Source organism: Brevundimonas sp. UBA7664 (assembly GCF_002483305.1).
Classification (GTDB): Bacteria; Pseudomonadota; Alphaproteobacteria; order Caulobacterales; family Caulobacteraceae; genus Brevundimonas.
In genome coordinates, this window is record NZ_DLHQ01000046.1 from 20,567 (window position 1) to 37,724 (window position 17,158).

Consider the following 17,158-nt stretch of genomic DNA (forward strand, 5'->3'; position numbering starts at 1 on the left):
CCATGACACCTGTTTCGTGTTGTTCTTGTGATGGACAATACAGAAATCCGTTCTTTCACTGGGCGTGACTATCAAACGCCCGCGGTACCTGATCTTCCGGATACCGTCCGGAGCCCCCGCGATGTTGCGCCGCACAACAATCTTGCGAATCAACCACATTGGCGCCACAAACGGCTGGCTTAAGGCGCGTCCTCGACAAATGGCCCGTTCGCCGACCGTCGATTTACCGCAAGCGGATCGCGACGCCGATCTCCAGGGATTGGAGAGGGTCGCCCGGTTGCGAGACTACCCGGGGGCGGCATTGCGCCCTGCCGTACAGGACTGAGCCCTTGCCGAAAGCCCCGCAGACGCGTGTGAACCCTCCTGTCGATCGTGCGGCCCGGATTCGGCCCGGAACGGCGGCGGCGGCGTTCGGCGCACTGGTGGGACTGGCGATCGGCTGCGCATGGCTGGGCGGCACCGCGGCCAAGGCCACGACCGTGCGGGCCCAGGCGGAACGCATCGAGGGCGCGACCGCGGCGGGGTTCACCGAAGAAGCGCTTGCGGCGGCCGCCGGCGGCCTGGACGAAAGCGCCCTGGCCATCGCCCGCCGACATGATCCCTACACCGTCGCCGGCGGCGCCCAGCGGGACCGTCAGGCCGAGCTTCTGACCGCCCGTCTGGAACAGCTGCGCGGCCAGCCCGCCGACGCCGGCCTGCGCCGGGTCAATCTGACCGGCCCTGTCGCGGCCCTGCCCTTCCGCCTCGGCAGCGCGCTGGACGCCTCGCGCGATCTCGATTGCCTGACCCAGGCCGCCTATTACGAAGCCCGCGGCGAAGGCCGCGACGGCATGCGGGCCGTAGCCCAGGTGGTGCTGAACCGCGTCCGCCACGGCGCCTTCCCGAACAGCGTCTGCGGCGTGGTGTTCCAGGGCGCCGGTCGCCGCACCGGCTGCCAGTTCAGCTTCACCTGCGACGGTTCGATGCGCGGGCGGGTCAATCGCGCCGCCTGGAACCGGGCCCGCGAGGTCGCCTCCAGCGCCCTGTCGGGGGCCGTCTACAGCGCCGTCGGCAACGCCACCCATTTCCACACCACCGGCGTCTCGCCGCGCTGGCGCAATTCGCTGGTGCGCGTGGGTCAGGTCGGCGACCACCTGTTCTATCGCTTCGGCGGCCGCTCCGGCTCGCGCGAGGCCTTCTCCTACGCCGCCCGTCCGTCCAGCGACGCCGATGCGCCGCGCCTGATCCAGGCCAGCATGGACCCCACGGGTCCGGTGCGCGAAGCCGGCGCGGTCGCCTACAGCATGCTGATCGCCCAGGAACGCGGCGCCGGCGGCGCGGCCCCGGTTCCGGCGGCGGCGGCCGCTCCGGCCCCCACGGTCGTGGTCACGCCGGTCTCGACCAGCGAGGCATCGGCCCCGGCCGCGCCGACCACCTGATTCCGATCGACCTTCGGGTCAGCGATCCTGCACCTTCCACTGGTTGGTCAGGTTGTGCTTCAGGTCGCCGAACCGGCGCTGTGTCCCGAGGATGACGTCGGCGGCGGGCTGGCCTGACCGGGCCCCGGCCTGCACATCAGGTCGGTCCGGGCTCTCGGCGAAGCCGGGCTGTTCCGGGGGCATGCGGGCGGGGCGGGTCATCGAAGTCTCCTTCATCGACAACCCAAACCCGTGCGGCGTCCCGCCTGTTCCGGAACGGCGTTCGCCGCTCAGCCCGGCACGACGTCCAGCCCGACGTCCAGCGCCGGCGCCGAATGGGTCAGGGCGCCGACCGAGATCACGTCCACGCCCGTTTCAGCGATGCCGCGGACCGTCTGCAGATTGACCCCGCCCGACGCCTCCAGCGTCACCCGCCCGGCCGTCCGCGTCACCGCCTCGCGCAGCATCGCCAGGGTGAAATTGTCCAGCATGATCACGTCCGGGGCCGCGGCCAGCGCCTCGTCCAGCTGGTCCAGACCGTCGACCTCGACCTCGACCTTCATCAGATGGCCGACGGACGCGCGCGCGCGGCGGACGGCCTCGCCGACGCCGCCGCAGACGGCGACGTGATTGTCCTTGATCAGGATGGCGTCATCCAGACCGAACCGGTGATTGACCCCGCCGCCGCACAGCACCGCATGCTTCTCGAGCGCGCGCAGGCCGGGCGTGGTCTTGCGCGTATCGGCGATCCGCGCCTTGGTCCCGGAGACTGCCTCGACATAGGCCCGCGTCAGGGTGGCGATGCCGCACAGCCGCCCCAGCAGGTTCAGCGCCGTGCGTTCGGCGGCGAGGAAGGCGCGCGCGTCGGCCTCGACCTCGGCCAGCACGGCGCCAGCCTCGAAGGCGTCGCCGTCACGCAGCTTCAGTTCAATCGACGCCTCGGGGTCCATCGCCAGCACGGCCAGGCGCACGCAGTCGATCCCTGCCAGCACGCCGGCCTTGCGCGCCGCGAACACGGCCCGCATCCGCGCGCCTTCGGGAATGCAGGCCCGCGCCGTCACATCGCCGGCCCGGCCGAGATCCTCGGCCAGCGCCATGCGCACGATGGGTTCAATCAGAATGTCAGGCAGGGATCGGGTCATCGAGCGCTCGTTCAGGCCGCCGCGACCAGCACAGGGTCGGCATGCACGCGGGTGTGTTTCGCGACCGTGGCCGCGTCCGGATAGTCCGAGCGGAAATGCCCGCCCCGGCTCTCACGCCGCGCCAGCGCCGCCTCCGCGATGAGCCGCGCCGCCGCCAGCGGCAGCGCCCCCGGCGTCGTCTTGTCCAGCTCTGCAATGACCGCCAGCGCCTCGGTCAGGCCGGCCGCGTCGCGCACCACGCCCACGCAGCGGCTCATCGTCTGGCGCAGCGTCTGCAGCGCCCCGGGTGAAAGGTCCTGTGCGACCGGCGGCGCGATCACGGCGCCGACGCCCGACGTTTCCGCCGCCGCCGCCCGCCCCGTCCGCCGCCCGAAGGCCGCGGCCTCCAGCAGGGAGTTGGAGGCCAGCCGGTTGGCGCCGTGCACGCCGGTCGCGGCGCATTCGCCGACGGCGAACAGGCCGGGCAGGCTGGTGCGGCCGTCCGTTCCAGCGGCGATCCCGCCCATGTGATAATGGGCCGCCGCGGCGACCGGGATTGGCGTCTCGCGCGGGTCCAGCCCGGCCCGCATGCAGGCGGCGAACACGGCCGGAAATTCCTCGGCCAGATGCGCGCCCAGCACGCGGCAGTCGAGGAACGCGCCGCGCCCCGCGGCCCGCGCCGCGTGCACCGCCCGCGCCACCACATCGCGCGCCTGCAGATCGGCGTCGGCCGCCTCGCCCAGCAGGAACCGGCCCTCCCGATCGACCAGCCGCGCGCCCTCGCCCCGCAGGGCCTCGGTGGCCAGCGGCATGGGGTCCAGGCCGACGTCGATCGCGGTCGGGTGGAATTGCACGAACTCCGGGTCGAGAATGTCCGCGCCCGCGCGATAGGCCGCCGCCATGCCTTCGCCGAGCAGGGCGGCGGGGGTGGTGGTGTAGGCGAACAGGCCGCCGGCGCCGCCGGTGGCCAGCACCACGGCGGGCGCCAGCACTTCGATCAACCGTCCCGACCCCGGCGCCCCGCGCTCGATCAGGGCGCCCCGCACCCGGCCCGACGCATCCTGGATCAGGCCGCGCAGCCGGCCGTCTTCCTGGACCTCGATATGCGGCGCGGCGCGCACGGCCGCGATCAGGGCCGACAGGATCGCCCGGCCCGCGCCGTCGCCGCCGACCCGGGCGACGCGGGCCTGGGAATGGGCGGCTTCGAGGCTGACGGCGAATCCGCCGGCGGCGTCGCGGTCAAACGGCGCGCCCAGCGACGCCAGCCATTCGACCGTCGCGCGACCGTCTCCGGTCAGGATGTCCGTGGCGCCGGCCTCGACCAGCCCGGCCCCGGCTGCGGTCGTATCGGCCGCATGCAGGGCGGGGGCGTCGTCCTTCGACAGGGCCGCCGCCACGCCGCCCTGGGCCCAGGCCGAGGAGCAGGCCTCCAGCAGGGGCGCAGGCGTGATGACCAGCACCTTGCGCGGCGCGGCTTCCAGCGCGGCCGACAGGCCCGCCAGTCCGCCGCCGATGATCAGCGGCCCGTCATGATGGACGATGCGGCTCAACCGCCGATGCCCAGAAAGCCACCGGCGACGCCGAGGGCGCCCGGCAGCGAGCCCCCGGCCAGCGGCAACAGGGCGGCGATGCCCACGCCTGCGCAGGCGACCGCCGCGGCCACGAACAGGCCAACGCTCTGCGCCGACTCGCGACCGGTCAGCGGCCGCCCTTCCGGCCGCCAGGCGCCGCGACGCAGGTGGCCGATCAGGGCAATGGCCAGGAAGGCGGCGAGGATGAACCGCCCGGTCGTGACGCCCCAGAAGACCACCAGCGCGCCGATCAGCACCATGGCGCCGCGTTCCACATTCGGATGGATGCGCGCCAGCACGGGACCGAGCGCCTTGGAGCCGTCCAGCGGCGGCGCCGGCGCCAGATTGACCAGGTTGATCAGGGCGATCACAGCCGCGCCCAGGAGCCACTCCCCGTGGCCCGTGGCGATGAAGCCGGCGAAGAACGGAATGGCGGCCAGCAGGCCGAATCCCGGTCCGGCCAGCGAGACCAGCACGCCGTCCCACTCGCTCTTCGGCAGACGCTGGCTCTTCGCCACCCCGCCGAGGAAGGGGATGATGTAGATTCTCGCCGGCCCCATGCCGAGCCGGTTCATCGCCAGCACATGGCCGTACTCGTGCACGAACAGGCCCCAGATGGCCGCGACGGCGATCACCCAGCTCTGACTGACCCACCAGATGAAGCCGCCCAGCAGCAGGGTCGAGACAATGGCCCAGACCGGATGCTGACCCTTGTCGAGTGGCGGTTCGTCAGTGCGCGGCGGACCGCGATCAGCCACCGCCGCCTCGCGCGCGGGGGCGGCAGTTCCAGGCTTGGGATCCCAGGGACCGGGCGGACGGGGCGTCGTGTTGTCTGTCATCCCGACGACGTGGCCTTTTCCGACCGCAGCCACAAGGCCAGGAGGGCGAGAAGCCGCAGGCTGCGTTTGTCGATCGTCGCCACGACGCGGACGGGCGGGACGTAGTGCATCAGATCAGCTCCACCGCCACGTGATGCCGGGCCTTGATCATGTCATAGCGCGCCGGAACCGCCGGCGGCGGCAGGTCCACCATCCGCTGCACGGCCAGCCGCGCGCGCTCGGCGATCTCCTCGGGCACGGTCACTTCGAACTGCATGTTCAGCAGGCAGTCGCGGATGTTCTCCAGCGTGATCCGCTTCATGTAGGGGCACATGTTGCAGGGGCCGATGAAGCTGACCTCGGGCACGTCGCCCTGGATGTTGGCGGCCATGGAGCATTCGGTGATCAGCACCACCTGCTTCGGCTTGCGACTGGTGATGTAGTCGGTCATCGCCGCCGTCGAGCCGGCGAAATCGGCCGCCGACAGCACCTCCTCGGGGCACTCCGGGTGGGCAAGGATTTCGGCGCCAGGATAGGCCTCGCGCATCTCGGCGATGTCGGCGGCGGTGAAGCGCTCATGCACCTCGCAGCGGCCCTTCCAGGCGATGATGCCGATGTTGGTCTGGGCCGCCACGTTCCGGGCCAGGAACTCGTCGGGGATCAGGATGACGCGGTCGACGCCCCATTCCTTCGCCGCCCACTCCACCACCTGCACGGCGTTGGCGCTGGTGCAGCAGATGTCGGTCTCGGCCTTCACATCGGCGGTGGTGTTCACATAGGTCACCACCGGCAGACCCGGATAGCGCTGCTTGATCAGCCGCACATCGGCGCCCGTGATCGAGGCCGCCAGCGAACAGCCGGCCTTCAGGTCGGGGATCAGCACCGTCTTGTCCGGGCTGAGGATCTTCGAGGTCTCGGCCATGAAATGCACGCCGGCCTGGACGATCACCTTCGCCTTCGACCGCGCGGCCTCCTTGGCCAGCCCCAGGCTGTCGCCGACATAGTCGCCGACCCCGTGGAAGATCTCGGGCGTCATATAGTTGTGGGCCAGGATGACGGCGTCGCGGCTCTTCTTCAACGCATTGATCTCGCTGATCAACGCCGCCTGCGCCGGCCATTCCAGCGGGGTGACGTGATCCTTGACCTTGGCCCAGACCGGCGCGGTTTCCCGTTCCAGTTCCCTCGACAAGCCGAACATGCCGTCCGCCATCACGCTTCTCCTCTACTTATGCTCAAAGTTAGCATAAGTCGGATTGAATGTAAGGGGGTGGCCGGAAAACGCAAGAGCTACCCGGAATGGCCCCCGGCGCGTTAGATCAGGGACCTGACCGAGAGATGCCCATCATGCGCCGCGCCTGTGTCCTCGCCTTGATCGCCCCACTGATCCTGACCGCTTGTGGCGACGGCGGCGATCCGCCGCCTCAACGGCCCGCGGAACCGCCTGCCGCCCCGGCCCCTGCCCCGGCCCCGGCCCCTGTGGGCCCCACGCCCGATCAGGTCCGCGCGGACATCCTGTCAACGCTGGCGGCCCACCCTGCGGGACTTGAGACGGAGTCTGCCGCCGGCCGCCGCGTTCTCAGCGCCTTCGGTCCCGCCGATTGCCGGCCCGGCGCCGAGGCGGGAGAGGCGCCGTTCGAACGGATCTGCGCGTCGCCCTCGCAATCCGGCGCGGATGTCGGCTCCGGCATCGCCCTGATCATCGACAGCGGCCTGATTCTGGCGGCCGTCGTGCGCGGTCTGCCTGAGGGCGTGGAGGGGTGGGATTGCCAGCCCGCCGAGGCCCCGCCGGACCACACCATCTGTATGGCGACGCGGGTGTCGTCGGCCCAGTCCGGGGCCTGGTCCGGCTACTGGAACGCGCGGGCCGGCGCCTGACCGGTCCGCGCCGGCACGCCCTCGTGGGCCAGAAGCCATTGTTTGCGCTCCAGCCCGCCGGCGTATCCCGTCAGCGTCCCGTTGGCGCCGATCACCCGGTGGCAGGGCACGATGACCGCGATCGGGTTCTGGCCGTTGGCCAGACCCGCGGCCCGCACCGCCTTGGGCGAGCCGACCGCCGCCGCCAGCTGGCCATAGGTCCGCGTCTCGCCCGCCGGAATGGCGCGCAGGGCGGCCCACACGGCGCGCTGGAAGGCGGTGCCGCCGGTCTTGACGTTCAGCCCGTCCAGCGCCGTCAGGTCGCCGCCGAAATAGGCCTCGACCGCCGACCGCACGGCCGAAGGCGCCCGGCCTTCGATCAGCGCCGCCTCGCCCCAGTGGCGGCGCAGCAGCCGCATCATCCGTTCCTCATAGCCGGCGAAATCCAGCGCCCGCACGGCGCCCTCGACATCCGTGACCAGCAGGACCTCGCCGGTCGGAGTCCGGACCCGGTCCAGGGTCAGGGTTTCAGGCTGCGCGTTTCGCATCGTCTTTCTCCATCGTCTCAAGGTCGGCGCCGCTGATCCCCGCCAGTGCGAGGTGCAGCGCCCCATAGGCCCGCCACGGGCGCCAGGCTTCGGCGCGGACGGTGAGCGTTTCATCGTCCAGCCGGTCGTTCGGCACCTCGGCGCCGTCGTCGATCCAGTCACCCGGCAGCCTCAGCCCTGGCCGCGCCGCGACCAGCGGCTTCAGCGCCGGATCGGCCGACAGGTCACGCCCGATGGCGTCGGGATCGGCCGACAGGTCGAACACCCGCCGGACCCGCGCCAGCACCCCCGGCAGGGCCTTCAGATCGTCGGCCTCGACGCAGACCGAGACCCGCCCCGTCTCCGCCGGCTCGACCGAAACCGAGCCCTCGGCGCCGTCGACCGCCCGGGTCAGCGCCCGCGACCAGCGCCGCCCCTCGACCGCATCGCCGCGCGCCGTCAGGGCCGCGAACATGGCGTCCCAGTCATAGGGCGGGCGGTAGGACAGGCTCAGGCGAACGCCCCCCTCATGCACCCGCTCGCCGCGCCGGCGCAGGGCCGAGGGCGGCCGGTCGTACAGGGCCTGGAAGGTCTCATTGAAGCGCCGCACGCTGCCGAAGCCGGAGCCCAGCGCCACCTGCGCCATGCTCAGATCGGTCTGGTGGATCAGCGCCTTGGCCAGCAGCACGCGCCGCGTCTGCGCCACGCTGACCGGGGCGGCGCCCAGATGCTGGCGGAACAGCCGCCGCAGGTGCCGCTCGCCGACGCCCAGCCGCCCGGCCAGGCCGTCGACGTCGCCCTCATCCAGCGCCCCCGCCTCGATCAGGGCCAGGGCCCGGCTGACGGTGTTGGAGGTGCCGCGCCAGGCGCCCATGTCCGGCGCCGTCTCGGGCCGGCAGCGCAGACAGGCGCGAAAGCCCGCCTCCTCGGCCGCGGCGGCCGAGACCACAAAGACCATATTCTCCCGCTTCGGCGTCCGCGCCGGACAGACGGGGCGGCAGTAGATGCCCGTGGTCTTCACACAGCCGAAGAAACGCCCGTCGAACCGCGCGTCGCGCGTCAGCACGGCGCGGTAGCAGGCCTCCTGATCCAGTTCGCCGGCGTTTTCCATGGCCGCAGAATGAGCGCAGGCGGCGTCAGAGTCTCGCGGTTTTCGGACATTGCCGTGGGGGCCGCCCCACCCCTCTCCCGGACAACCGTGGAGGGATTTCCGCTTCGCCTCGGCCGGATGACAGGGAGTCTGAACATTTGCCGCCTGCAGGCTTGGCCTAGCCGGCCCGCGGATCCACCGGCAGCCCCGCCGCCTGCCGCGCCTTCATGGTCCGCAGCCACCCATGCAGCGCCTCGCAATCCAGGCCGTGCATCATCAGCCGATAGCCCGCCTGAAGCGTCGACAGGGCCACCATCGGATGGCCGTTCTTGATGAAGTTCAGGTGGTAGTCCGTGCCGAGGATACGGGCGATGTAGATGGCCACCGTCTCATCCAGCTGCAGGGAATGGGCGGCGCGGACGAAGTCGTTCCTCGGCAGCATCAGGGCGTAGAGCGGGGTGTAGAATTCCACCGCCGTCTGCACATCGATCCTGTTGAGCAGTCCCCTCGGAAAGGTCTCGAAGGCCGGGAATTCGTCCGAGATCATCGAGAAATCGAGCGTCTCGGCCGGCATGATCTCGCGCCCCTCGGCGCGCAGGCGCTGGTTCAGCTCGATGATGAAGTTGAAGACGTTCAGGTCGTGCTGGAGGAAGAGGTTGTCCTCGATGTCCTTCAGCCGGGTCGGGCGCAGCGGATGGCTGGAGATGTCGGCCGCGCCGGCGTTGATCCGCATGAAGGCCAGCAGTTCGGTGCCGACGTGAAAATGGCGCAGGATCAGGGTGTTGGTCTCGGGCGTGCCGAAGATCCGCAGGCCCCAGTGGATGGTCTTGTGCAGCAGGCCGTTGAGGTTGGGAAAGCGCGGCGAGATCGCCCGCAGCACCTTCACCACGCAGAAGAACAGGATCACCAGCGGCCGGCTGACCGGGAACAGCCAGCGGCGCGACCACGAGCGGGCCCCGACCAGCAGGCAACGTTTGGCTTCGGGGTCGATCGGCAGGCTCTGGTCCAGATAGAGGGCCAGCCACGGATCGGGGTCGCGCGGGTCGTGCACCATGGCGGCGAACGGGTCATGGGACGCCGTCACGCCGCGATCTCCTCGATCTGCAGCGCATAGAGCCGCGCGGTCACTCTCGCCGTGGTCACGATCCGCTCGGCCACGGCCTCGTCCGGCAGCACCATGGCCAGCATCTCGCGGAACTCCTCCATATGCGCGACGTCGTTGTCGCCATGGTAGAGCAGGAAGCGCAGGGCGTCCTCGGGCAGGCCCAGCCGCTCCCTGACCTTCAGACCCCACGGCCTGGCCTTGATCGAGCCCAGGCCCTCGATGATCCACATGGCCCCGAGCAGGCCGAACGGATCGGGCCGGGACGCCTCGTGGAACATCCAGGCGGACAGGGCCTCCGAGCCGATATTCTTGGGCGCCGACAGGATGTCGGCCAGCTGACCGCCCGAGGCCACGAAATCCTGTTCCAGCAGGCGAAAGTCGCGGTGTTCGGTGACGGCGTGCTGCATCAGCGTCGAGCGCAGTTCGAGGTGGTCCTCGCCGATGTTGGACGCGGCGCGGCTCATCCACAGCGCCCCGTCCTTCACCTGCTGCCGCAGGTTGATCAGGAAGGCGTGGTAGTCGGCCAGTTCGAAGCGACCGCGGGTCAGCTTGCGGATCAGGGGAGTGGCCTCCAGCCGCTGCTCGAAGTCGGCGAAAACCACGGCCAGCTTGCGCAGGGTGTCGGCGATCGCGGGGTCGGCCATGGCGGGATCGCCCATCACACCACCTCCAGCATCATGAAGCCGATCATCGCCCGCCCGCTCTCCGGCACGATCAGTAGGACCCGGTCGCCCTTCTTCGGTCGCCCGCTGCGCATGAAGGCCTCCAACATGACCCAGATCGAGGCCGAGCCGATGTTGCCCGTCGCCGGCAGGGTGGTGAACCATTTTTCCTCCGGGATCATGGCGGCGGTGTTTTCCAGCAGGCGAACGATTTCCTCGCGCAGCGAACGGGCCGAGTAGTGGCACAACAGGTGGTCGACCTGGTCCGGCACGATCCGGCCGCTGTCGACCTTGTCCAGCCAGACGCCGATCCAGGCGCGGATGACGGTCTTGAGCAGATCGAAATCCTGCAGCAGGGCCACGGCGCCGGCGGCGTGGGCGGCGATCGGACCGGCGTGGCTCCAGGCGCTGGCCAGGTCGGCGCGGTCGCCGCGGGTCGATCCGGCCCACATGCAGGGGTCGAACCGGCCGGCCAGGGAGGTCAGGTCGATCCAGTCGATCTTCAGCGACAGGCCCTGGCCCCGGGGGCGGGGCTCCAGGACCACCGCGCCCGCGCCGTCCGACAGGGTGAAGCGCAGGAAGTCGGCCTCGGTCGCCAGGCGGCCCTTCGAATCGACCAGCGCCGTGCCCTCGTAGAAGCCGGGCCGGAACCAGCGCGACGAGAACTCTCCGGCGGCGGCGACGGCGACGTCCGCCTCCGCGGCGCGAACCTGGAGCCAGGCCCCCTTGGCGGCCATCAGCGATGCGGCGCAGACCGACTGGTAGCTGGCGATCTCCAACGGGCCGGCGCCCAGGGCGGCGTGTACCGCCGTGGCGTGGCCGGGCACCAGATAGTCGCCCTGGGTGGTGGCGGTGGCCAGATGCTGAACGTCATCCACCGCCAGACCCGCCTCGTCGAGCGCCGCCACCACGGCCTTCGCCGTCATGCCGGCGTTGGTGTCGGTCACCGTGCCGCCCGGCTCCATCGCGTAGTGGCGGGTCTGGATGCCGTTCCAGCGCAGCGCCCGGCGGCCGAGGACGGACGCGCGGCCATGCACGCGACCAATGTGATCCTCCATCCGCTCATTGCCGACGGGCGGGCCCGGGAGATGCGCGCCGACGCCCGTGATGTAGACGTCCCTGAGCGGTGGTCTGATTTGCTTCATCCGGTCAGGTTGCCCGACAACCTCGGGCCGAAGAAGGGCCTTCGGATGACGGATCGGTCAGATCATCGCCCGCGCGCCCGGACGTGCCAGCCGGCCCAGATGGGCGAGGATCTGGAACACCAGGCTGATCGCGGAAATGGCCAGCGCCCAGGCCAGCACCACTGACAGGGTGCTGGAGATCCCGACCAGATCCCGCGCGCCGTCCCCGAGGTTCCGCACCGTATCGAAGTCCAGCATCGTCCAGTCGCCGGCGATCCGCGCCGTCTCCTCGCCCCGCGTCAGGGTGAACCAGTGGCCCGCCTTGAAGATCACCCAGGTCAGCCACAGGCCGCCGGCGGCGATGACGAGCTGGGCCGCGGCGCGGGCCCGCACCGCATAGGGGCGGAACAGGCTGGCCAGATCGACCGCCATCTGCGCCACGGCGTACAGCAGGATGGGTCCGAACAGGATCGACCAGATCGGCGCCCCGCTGACCACGGCGTCCTCGCCGCGCAGCTCGAGCGACACCAGACCCGGGAAATGCAGCACCCCGATCCACCACAGCACGAACATGCCGACGGCGAGGAAGGAGAACAGATACTCCCCGCCCGGCCAGGATCGGGCCCGGCGCTTGGGCGCCCATTTCGCCTTCGTCGCCGCCGCGCCCCCCACCGAGGCGCCCCAGGCCGCCGGATCGGCGAGGCCGAAGGCGCCCAGATCCTTGACCCGCCATTTCGTCATCCAGGCCGGCCGGATGCCCTGATGTTCGAAGATCGCCGCGGCCAGCGTCGCCGCGCCGATCAGCGTCAGCCCCGCACCGAGGAAGGCGTGAAAGGCCTGGCCGAGCGCCTGGCCGGCGTCATCCGGCCCGCTGATCAGTCGGATCAACAGGGCGAGCGCATAGACCGCGCCCAGCACCATCAGCCCCGCCTTGACCCCGAACAGCCAGTAGGGAAACAGTTCCGGTCCGACCAGCGAGTCCGGCCCCTTGCGGTACCGCGCCGCCACCACCAGCGGATGGCCGATCTCGCGCAGGATCGCCTCCTGCTCGTCCTCGGTCAGGGCGCGGCCCAGCTCCTCTTCCTTCGCCTCGAACCGGCTCAGGATCAGGTCGCGCAGTTCGGCGGTGATGTCGGCCCGTTCGTCCTGCGGCAGCTGCGCGGCGACGGCGTTCAGATAGCGGTCGATCATGTCCATGGCTTTTCCCCTTCAGCCCGGTTTCAGAGAATCTTGTCGAGCGAGGCGTTGATCCCCCGCCACTCGTCGGTCAGGGCGGCCAGCATCGACACGCCGCCCGGCGACAGGACGTAGAAGCGCTTCTTCCGCTTCTCCTCCTCGCGCCATTCGCTGTTCAGCAGGCCCTGGCTCTCCAGCCGGCGCAGCAGCGGATAGAGGGTCGATTCCTCCATCTCCAGCCCGTCGGCGGCGAGGGCCTGACGCAGGGTGTAGCCGTACCGTTCGGTCCTCAGACAGGCGAGCACCGCCAGCACCAGCGACCCGCGCCGCAGCTCCAGCCGCATCGATTCATAAAGGTCCGGATCGAGGCTCATGCCGCTTCCCTGCATCTCACATAGTGTGTGACGCACAGTGTATGGCGCATACTGTGTGAGGGAGTCAACGCCTCCCGGTCAGTCGACCGTCATTCCGGAATCCGCTGCCCGTCCCAGGCGAAGACGCCGCCGCTGTCGGCGGGCGTCAGTCCCTCCAGCACCGTCAGCAGCCGCTCCGCCGAATGGTCCGCCGTGAACAGCTTCTCCGGCTTCACCCCTCTCTGGAACGGCGCGCTCAGACCCGTGTCCACCGTGCCCGGATGCAGGCCGGCGATCACCGCCTGCGGATGGGTGCGCCCCGTCTCCACGGCCAGATTGCGCAGGATCATGTTCAGCGCCGCCTTGGAGGCACGATAGCTGTGCCAGCCCCCCAGCCGGTTGTCGCCGATCGACCCGACCCGCGCCGACAGGGCCGCGAACGCCGCCCGTCGGTCGCGCGGCATCAGGGGCAGGAAATGTTTGGCGACCAGCGCGGGTCCGACCGTATTGATCCGGTAGTCGCGCAGCATGTGGTCGGCGTCCAGCGCGCGCCAGCTGCGCTCGGGCTCGAACCCGTGGTGCAGCACTCCGGTGGCGACGAACACCAGGGTCGCCGGCGGTCCGTCGGCGACCCGCGCGGCGGCCGCGGCGATGGACGCTTCGTCCTCCAGATCCAGGCCGGTCCCCGAGCGCGACAGGGCGCGGACAATGGCGAACCGTCCGGACGCCTTGAGCCGGCTGGCGACAGCCGCGCCCAGGCCGCCCGATGCGCCAATCACGACGGCCGCCTGATCCTCTGAATTCGTCATGGCGCGATCAGCAACCCGCGCCAACGAATGGTCAAGGCGGCGAGAGGCGGCGAGGCGTTATGCCGCCTTCGTCTTCGCCGCCGGCTTCTTCGCAGCCGCCTTTTTCGTTCCCGCCTTCTTCGCCGGCGCCTTGCCCGCCGCCGGGCCCTTCAGGCTGGCCCTCAGAGCCTCCATCAGGTCGATGACATTGGTGTCGTCGGGCTCGGGCGCCTCGACCAGACCCTGGCCGCCCTTCTGCTTGGCCTTGATCATCTCTTTCAGGGCCTCGTCATAGCGGTCCTTGAACCCCGACGGATCGAAGTCCGCCTCCTTCTGGCCGATGATCCGGGTGGCGATCTCCACCATGTCCCTGTCCGCCTTGACCGCCGGGATGTCGTCGAAGAAATCGCCCGCGTCGCGCACCTCGTCATGCGGCCGCAGCGAGTACGCCACCAACCCCTTGCCCCGCACCTCCAGGGCGATCTGCCGTTCGCGCCCGCGCAGCACCAGGCAGCCGATGGCGATCTTGCCCGCCGCCTTCATGGCGTCGCGGATGACGGCGAAGGCTTCGGCCCCGACGCCCTTTTCCGGCACCACATAGAAGGGATCGTCCCAGTACAGACGGTCGATGTCGTCCTCGTCGACGAACTGGTTGATGTCGATGGTGCGGGTCGACTCCAGCTTGACCTTGTCGAAGTCGGCGTCGTCGAACAGGACGTATTCATCCTTCGACACCTCATAGCCCTTGACCAGATCGGAGCGTTCGACGGGCCCCGTGTCCGGATCGGTCGCCACCATGCGGATGCGGTTGTTGGTCTCGGGATTGATCAGGTGGAAGCTGACGTGGCTCGCGCTCGACGTCGCCGTGTAGAGGGCGACCGGGCAGGTCACCAGCGACAGCTTCAGATGTCCCTGCCAGGTGGGTCGGGCGGCCATGGCGAACTCCTCGAATGACAGGCGCTGAACGCCGTCCCGCGAGACTCGTTCAAACCGCTGGACAGGAGCCGCGACCGGGTGTGTCCTGACGAGTCCGGCGCAAGAAAAACAACAAGCCGGTTCGAGTGAGGAACCATGTCCAATCGTCCGAGCCACATCCGGCTCAACTCCCACCCCGGCGCGGGGACCGTCAGCCGCTTCCCGATCGAATGGGGCGCCGCCACCGCGAAGGAACGCGGGCCCGTCATCGGCACGGTCAACTCCGGCAGCGATCGCAACGCCATCGGCGCCCACGGCGGCGCCTATTCCGTCTATCGCGCGCTCGCCGTCTCGTCCGGCGCCATGGCCGCCAACAACCGGCCCGACCTGACCAACACCGCGCCGACCACGCCGATGGGGCCGTTCCCGCAGTGGACCGACGCCTCGAAGATCGTCTCGTTGGATCCCTGGGGCGCCCGCATCGCCGAGGATTTCGCCGACCAGATCGCCGACGGCGTCGACATCCGCCCGACCATCGCCGTCACCCGCGCCCGCCTGCAGCTGGGCGAGATCGGCGAGGCCATCGCCGCGGGCCGGCTCAAGGCCGATGGCCAGATCGTGCACGAGAGCGGCGACGTCGCCGTGACCAAGGCCGCCATCGACCCGGTCTGGTACCTGCCCGGCATCGCCGAACGCTTCGGCGTCACCGAGACCGCCCTGCGCCGCACCCTGTTCGAACAGACCGGCGGCATGTACGCCGACCTCGTCACCCGGCCGGACATCAAGGTCTTCCTGCCCCCCATCGGCGGGATCACCCTCTACATCTTCGGCGACCCGGCCGCGATCGCCGACCCGAACCGCCGCCTGACCTGCCGGGTGCACGATGAGTGCAACGGCTCGGACGTCTTCGGCTCCGACATCTGCACCTGCCGCCCCTATCTGACCCACGGCATCGAGGAATGCATCCGCGAGGCGCAGGACGGCGGCGCGGGCCTGATCGCCTATAACCGCAAGGAGGGCCGCGCCCTCGGCGAGGTGACCAAATTCCTCGTCTACAACGCCCGCAAACGCCAGCCGGGCGGCGACCAGGCCGCCACCTATTTCGAGCGCACCGAATGCGTCGCCGGGGTCCAGGACGCCCGCTTCCAGCAGCTGATGCCGGACATCCTGCACTGGCTGGGCATCACGAAGATCGATCGCTTCGTCTCCATGTCCAACATGAAGCACGACGCCCTGACCGCATCCGGCATCGAGATCGGCGAGCGGGTGCCGATCCCGGACTATCTCGTTCCGCCCGACGCCTCGGTCGAGATGGAGGCCAAGAAGGCGGCCGGCTATTTCACCCCCGACGCCCCGCCGTCGGCCGAAGACCTGACCCGCGTGGTGGGCCGCGACCTTGAGCAATTCTGACGCCGCGCAGGCGCGCAGCCTGCTCAACGCCGCCGCCGTCCGCGAACGGGCCCATGAGATGCTGGCCCTCGGCGTCGCCGGCGGCCTCGATCACTGGACGGTCGATCTCGACCGCTTGCCGGAGACGGCGCGCTACGTCGCCGCCGTGATCCGCGACCAGTATCCGACCCTGGCCGTGCCCTTCCACGCCCGCTGGCGGCATTTCTCCGTCGACGGCGTCGATCTCTGGAGCCCCGCCGCCGAGGCCCGCGACTGGCTCGATCCCGCCTCCCGCGCGCGGACCGAGTTCGACCTCGCCATCGTCTCCGTCTTGCTGGACGCCGGCGCGGGTCCGGACTGGTCATACAAGGACGCCCGCACGGGCCGCACCCTCACCCGGTCCGAAGGTCTCGCCATCGCCTCCCTGCGGATGTTCGAGGCGGGGGCCTTCTCGATCACCGAGGACGATCGCTGGCGCGTCGACGCCGTGGCCCTGACCTTCCTGACCGCCAGCGATCTGGCCAGGGGATTCCAGGTCTCGGACAAGAACCCGCTGGTCGGGCTGGAGGGCCGCGCCGCCCTGCTGCGCCGCCTCGGCCAGGCCTGCCTCGCCGAACCCGACCTGTTCGCTCTTGAGGATGAACCCCGGCCCGGCGGCCTGTTCGACGCCATGGTCGACCGCGCCGACGAGCACGACCGCCTGCCCGCCCCGGTCATCCTCGAAGTCCTGCTGGAAGCCCTCGGCCCCGTCTGGCGCGACCGGCTGAACCTCGGCGGGGTCGACCTCGGCGACTGCTGGCGGCATCCGGCGATGAAGCGCGCCGACGCCACCGACGGCCTCGTCCCGATCCACAAACTGTCCCAGTGGCTCAGCTATTCGCTGGTCGAACCGCTGCAGACCGCGGGCGTCGAGGTGACCGATCTCGACGGCCTGACCGGTCTCGCGGAATACCGCAACGGCGGCCTGTTCATGGATCTCGGCGTGCTGACGCTGAAGGACCCCTCCGACGCCGGAAAGCCGTGGCCGGTGTCCGATCCGCTGGTGGTCGGCTGGCGCGCCATGACCGTGGCCCTGCTGGACCGGTTCGCCCCGCTGGTCCGCGCCGAACTGGGCGTCACCGCCGAAGCCATGCCGCTGGCCAGCGTGCTGGAGGGCGGCACCTGGGCCGCAGGCCGCCGCGCCGCGGCCGAGCGCCGACCGGGCGGAGGCCCGCCCCTGACCATCCTCTCCGACGGGACCGTATTCTGATGTCGACCCAGCCCTTCAA

Annotated in this window: 18 protein-coding genes; 4 read left to right on the top strand and 14 right to left on the bottom strand. The window is 70.3% G+C overall.

What is annotated here, in order from left to right; all coding sequences use genetic code 11:
• Positions 1 to 329: 329 nt before the first annotated feature.
• Positions 330 to 1,418, top strand: coding sequence for a cell wall hydrolase (locus B2742_RS11115; protein ID WP_292066230.1), 1,089 nt, complete (start codon positions 330 to 332; stop codon positions 1,416 to 1,418).
• An 18-nt stretch (positions 1,419 to 1,436) separates the two neighbouring features.
• Here the strand turns inward: B2742_RS11115 and B2742_RS11120 are convergent, their stop codons facing one another.
• From B2742_RS11120 to nadA, 5 genes are all read right to left on the bottom strand, one after another.
• Positions 1,437 to 1,619, bottom strand: coding sequence for a hypothetical protein (locus B2742_RS11120; protein WP_292066232.1), 183 nt, complete (start codon positions 1,617 to 1,619; stop codon positions 1,437 to 1,439).
• A gap of 68 nt (positions 1,620 to 1,687) precedes the next feature.
• Positions 1,688 to 2,539 (bottom strand): carboxylating nicotinate-nucleotide diphosphorylase, encoded by an 852-nt coding sequence (gene nadC / locus B2742_RS11125; RefSeq protein ID WP_292066233.1) that lies wholly within the window; start codon positions 2,537 to 2,539, stop codon positions 1,688 to 1,690.
• Between the two features lie 11 nt (positions 2,540 to 2,550).
• Positions 2,551 to 4,068 (bottom strand): L-aspartate oxidase, encoded by a 1,518-nt coding sequence (locus B2742_RS11130; RefSeq protein ID WP_292066234.1) that lies wholly within the window; start codon positions 4,066 to 4,068, stop codon positions 2,551 to 2,553.
• Complete coding sequence (locus B2742_RS11135) at positions 4,065 to 4,847, bottom strand: metalloprotease (RefSeq protein ID WP_292066235.1); 783 nt, start codon at positions 4,845 to 4,847, stop codon at positions 4,065 to 4,067. The genes B2742_RS11130 and B2742_RS11135 overlap by 4 nt, the downstream gene beginning before the upstream one ends.
• A gap of 190 nt (positions 4,848 to 5,037) precedes the next feature.
• Complete coding sequence (gene nadA / locus B2742_RS11140) at positions 5,038 to 6,117, bottom strand: quinolinate synthase NadA (protein WP_292066237.1); 1,080 nt, start codon at positions 6,115 to 6,117, stop codon at positions 5,038 to 5,040.
• Between the two features lie 134 nt (positions 6,118 to 6,251).
• Between nadA and B2742_RS11145 the strand changes: the two genes are divergently transcribed.
• On the top strand, positions 6,252 to 6,782 hold the full coding sequence (locus tag B2742_RS11145) for a hypothetical protein (protein WP_292066238.1): 531 nt from the start codon (positions 6,252 to 6,254) through the stop codon (positions 6,780 to 6,782).
• Here B2742_RS11145 and B2742_RS11150 read toward each other — a convergent pair.
• The 9 genes from B2742_RS11150 to B2742_RS11190 all read right to left on the bottom strand — a co-directional run bounded on the left by B2742_RS11150 (position 6,755) and on the right by B2742_RS11190 (position 14,522).
• Positions 6,755 to 7,309, bottom strand: coding sequence for a methylated-DNA--[protein]-cysteine S-methyltransferase (locus tag B2742_RS11150; RefSeq protein WP_292066240.1), 555 nt, complete (start codon positions 7,307 to 7,309; stop codon positions 6,755 to 6,757). The genes B2742_RS11145 and B2742_RS11150 overlap by 28 nt on opposite strands.
• Positions 7,290 to 8,399: a bifunctional transcriptional activator/DNA repair enzyme AdaA gene (locus B2742_RS11155; protein ID WP_292066242.1), complete on the bottom strand. Its 1,110-nt coding sequence runs from the start codon at positions 8,397 to 8,399 to the stop codon at positions 7,290 to 7,292. The genes B2742_RS11150 and B2742_RS11155 overlap by 20 nt, the downstream gene beginning before the upstream one ends.
• A 157-nt stretch (positions 8,400 to 8,556) precedes the next feature.
• Positions 8,557 to 9,462 carry a DUF6999 family protein gene (locus tag B2742_RS11160; protein WP_292066243.1) on the bottom strand — a complete coding sequence of 302 codons (906 nt, stop codon included), beginning with the start codon at positions 9,460 to 9,462 and terminating at the stop codon, positions 8,557 to 8,559.
• Positions 9,459 to 10,142 carry an iron-containing redox enzyme family protein gene (locus B2742_RS11165; protein WP_292066244.1) on the bottom strand — a complete coding sequence of 228 codons (684 nt, stop codon included), beginning with the start codon at positions 10,140 to 10,142 and terminating at the stop codon, positions 9,459 to 9,461. Before B2742_RS11165 ends, B2742_RS11160 begins: the two co-directional genes overlap by 4 nt.
• Positions 10,142 to 11,290 (bottom strand): 3-oxoacyl-[acyl-carrier-protein] synthase III C-terminal domain-containing protein, encoded by a 1,149-nt coding sequence (locus B2742_RS11170; protein ID WP_292066245.1) that lies wholly within the window; start codon positions 11,288 to 11,290, stop codon positions 10,142 to 10,144. Before B2742_RS11170 ends, B2742_RS11165 begins: the two co-directional genes overlap by 1 nt.
• A gap of 57 nt (positions 11,291 to 11,347) precedes the next feature.
• Complete coding sequence (locus B2742_RS11175) at positions 11,348 to 12,466, bottom strand: hypothetical protein (RefSeq protein ID WP_292066246.1); 1,119 nt, start codon at positions 12,464 to 12,466, stop codon at positions 11,348 to 11,350.
• A gap of 23 nt (positions 12,467 to 12,489) precedes the next feature.
• Complete coding sequence (locus B2742_RS11180) at positions 12,490 to 12,819, bottom strand: PadR family transcriptional regulator (protein WP_055829658.1); 330 nt, start codon at positions 12,817 to 12,819, stop codon at positions 12,490 to 12,492.
• 89 nt (positions 12,820 to 12,908) lie between these two features.
• Entirely contained in the window at positions 12,909 to 13,607 is a 699-nt protein-coding gene (locus B2742_RS11185; RefSeq protein WP_292066248.1) for an SDR family NAD(P)-dependent oxidoreductase, read from the bottom strand.
• 57 nt (positions 13,608 to 13,664) lie between these two features.
• On the bottom strand, positions 13,665 to 14,522 hold the full coding sequence (locus B2742_RS11190) for a Ku protein (RefSeq protein WP_292066249.1): 858 nt from the start codon (positions 14,520 to 14,522) through the stop codon (positions 13,665 to 13,667).
• 135 nt (positions 14,523 to 14,657) lie between these two features.
• Between B2742_RS11190 and B2742_RS11195 the strand changes: the two genes are divergently transcribed.
• Complete coding sequence (locus tag B2742_RS11195; protein WP_292066250.1) at positions 14,658 to 15,911, top strand: GTP cyclohydrolase II; 1,254 nt, start codon at positions 14,658 to 14,660, stop codon at positions 15,909 to 15,911.
• Complete coding sequence (locus B2742_RS11200) at positions 15,898 to 17,139, top strand: URC4/urg3 family protein (protein ID WP_292066251.1); 1,242 nt, start codon at positions 15,898 to 15,900, stop codon at positions 17,137 to 17,139. Before B2742_RS11195 ends, B2742_RS11200 begins: the two co-directional genes overlap by 14 nt.
• Positions 17,140 to 17,158: the final 19 nt, after the last annotated feature.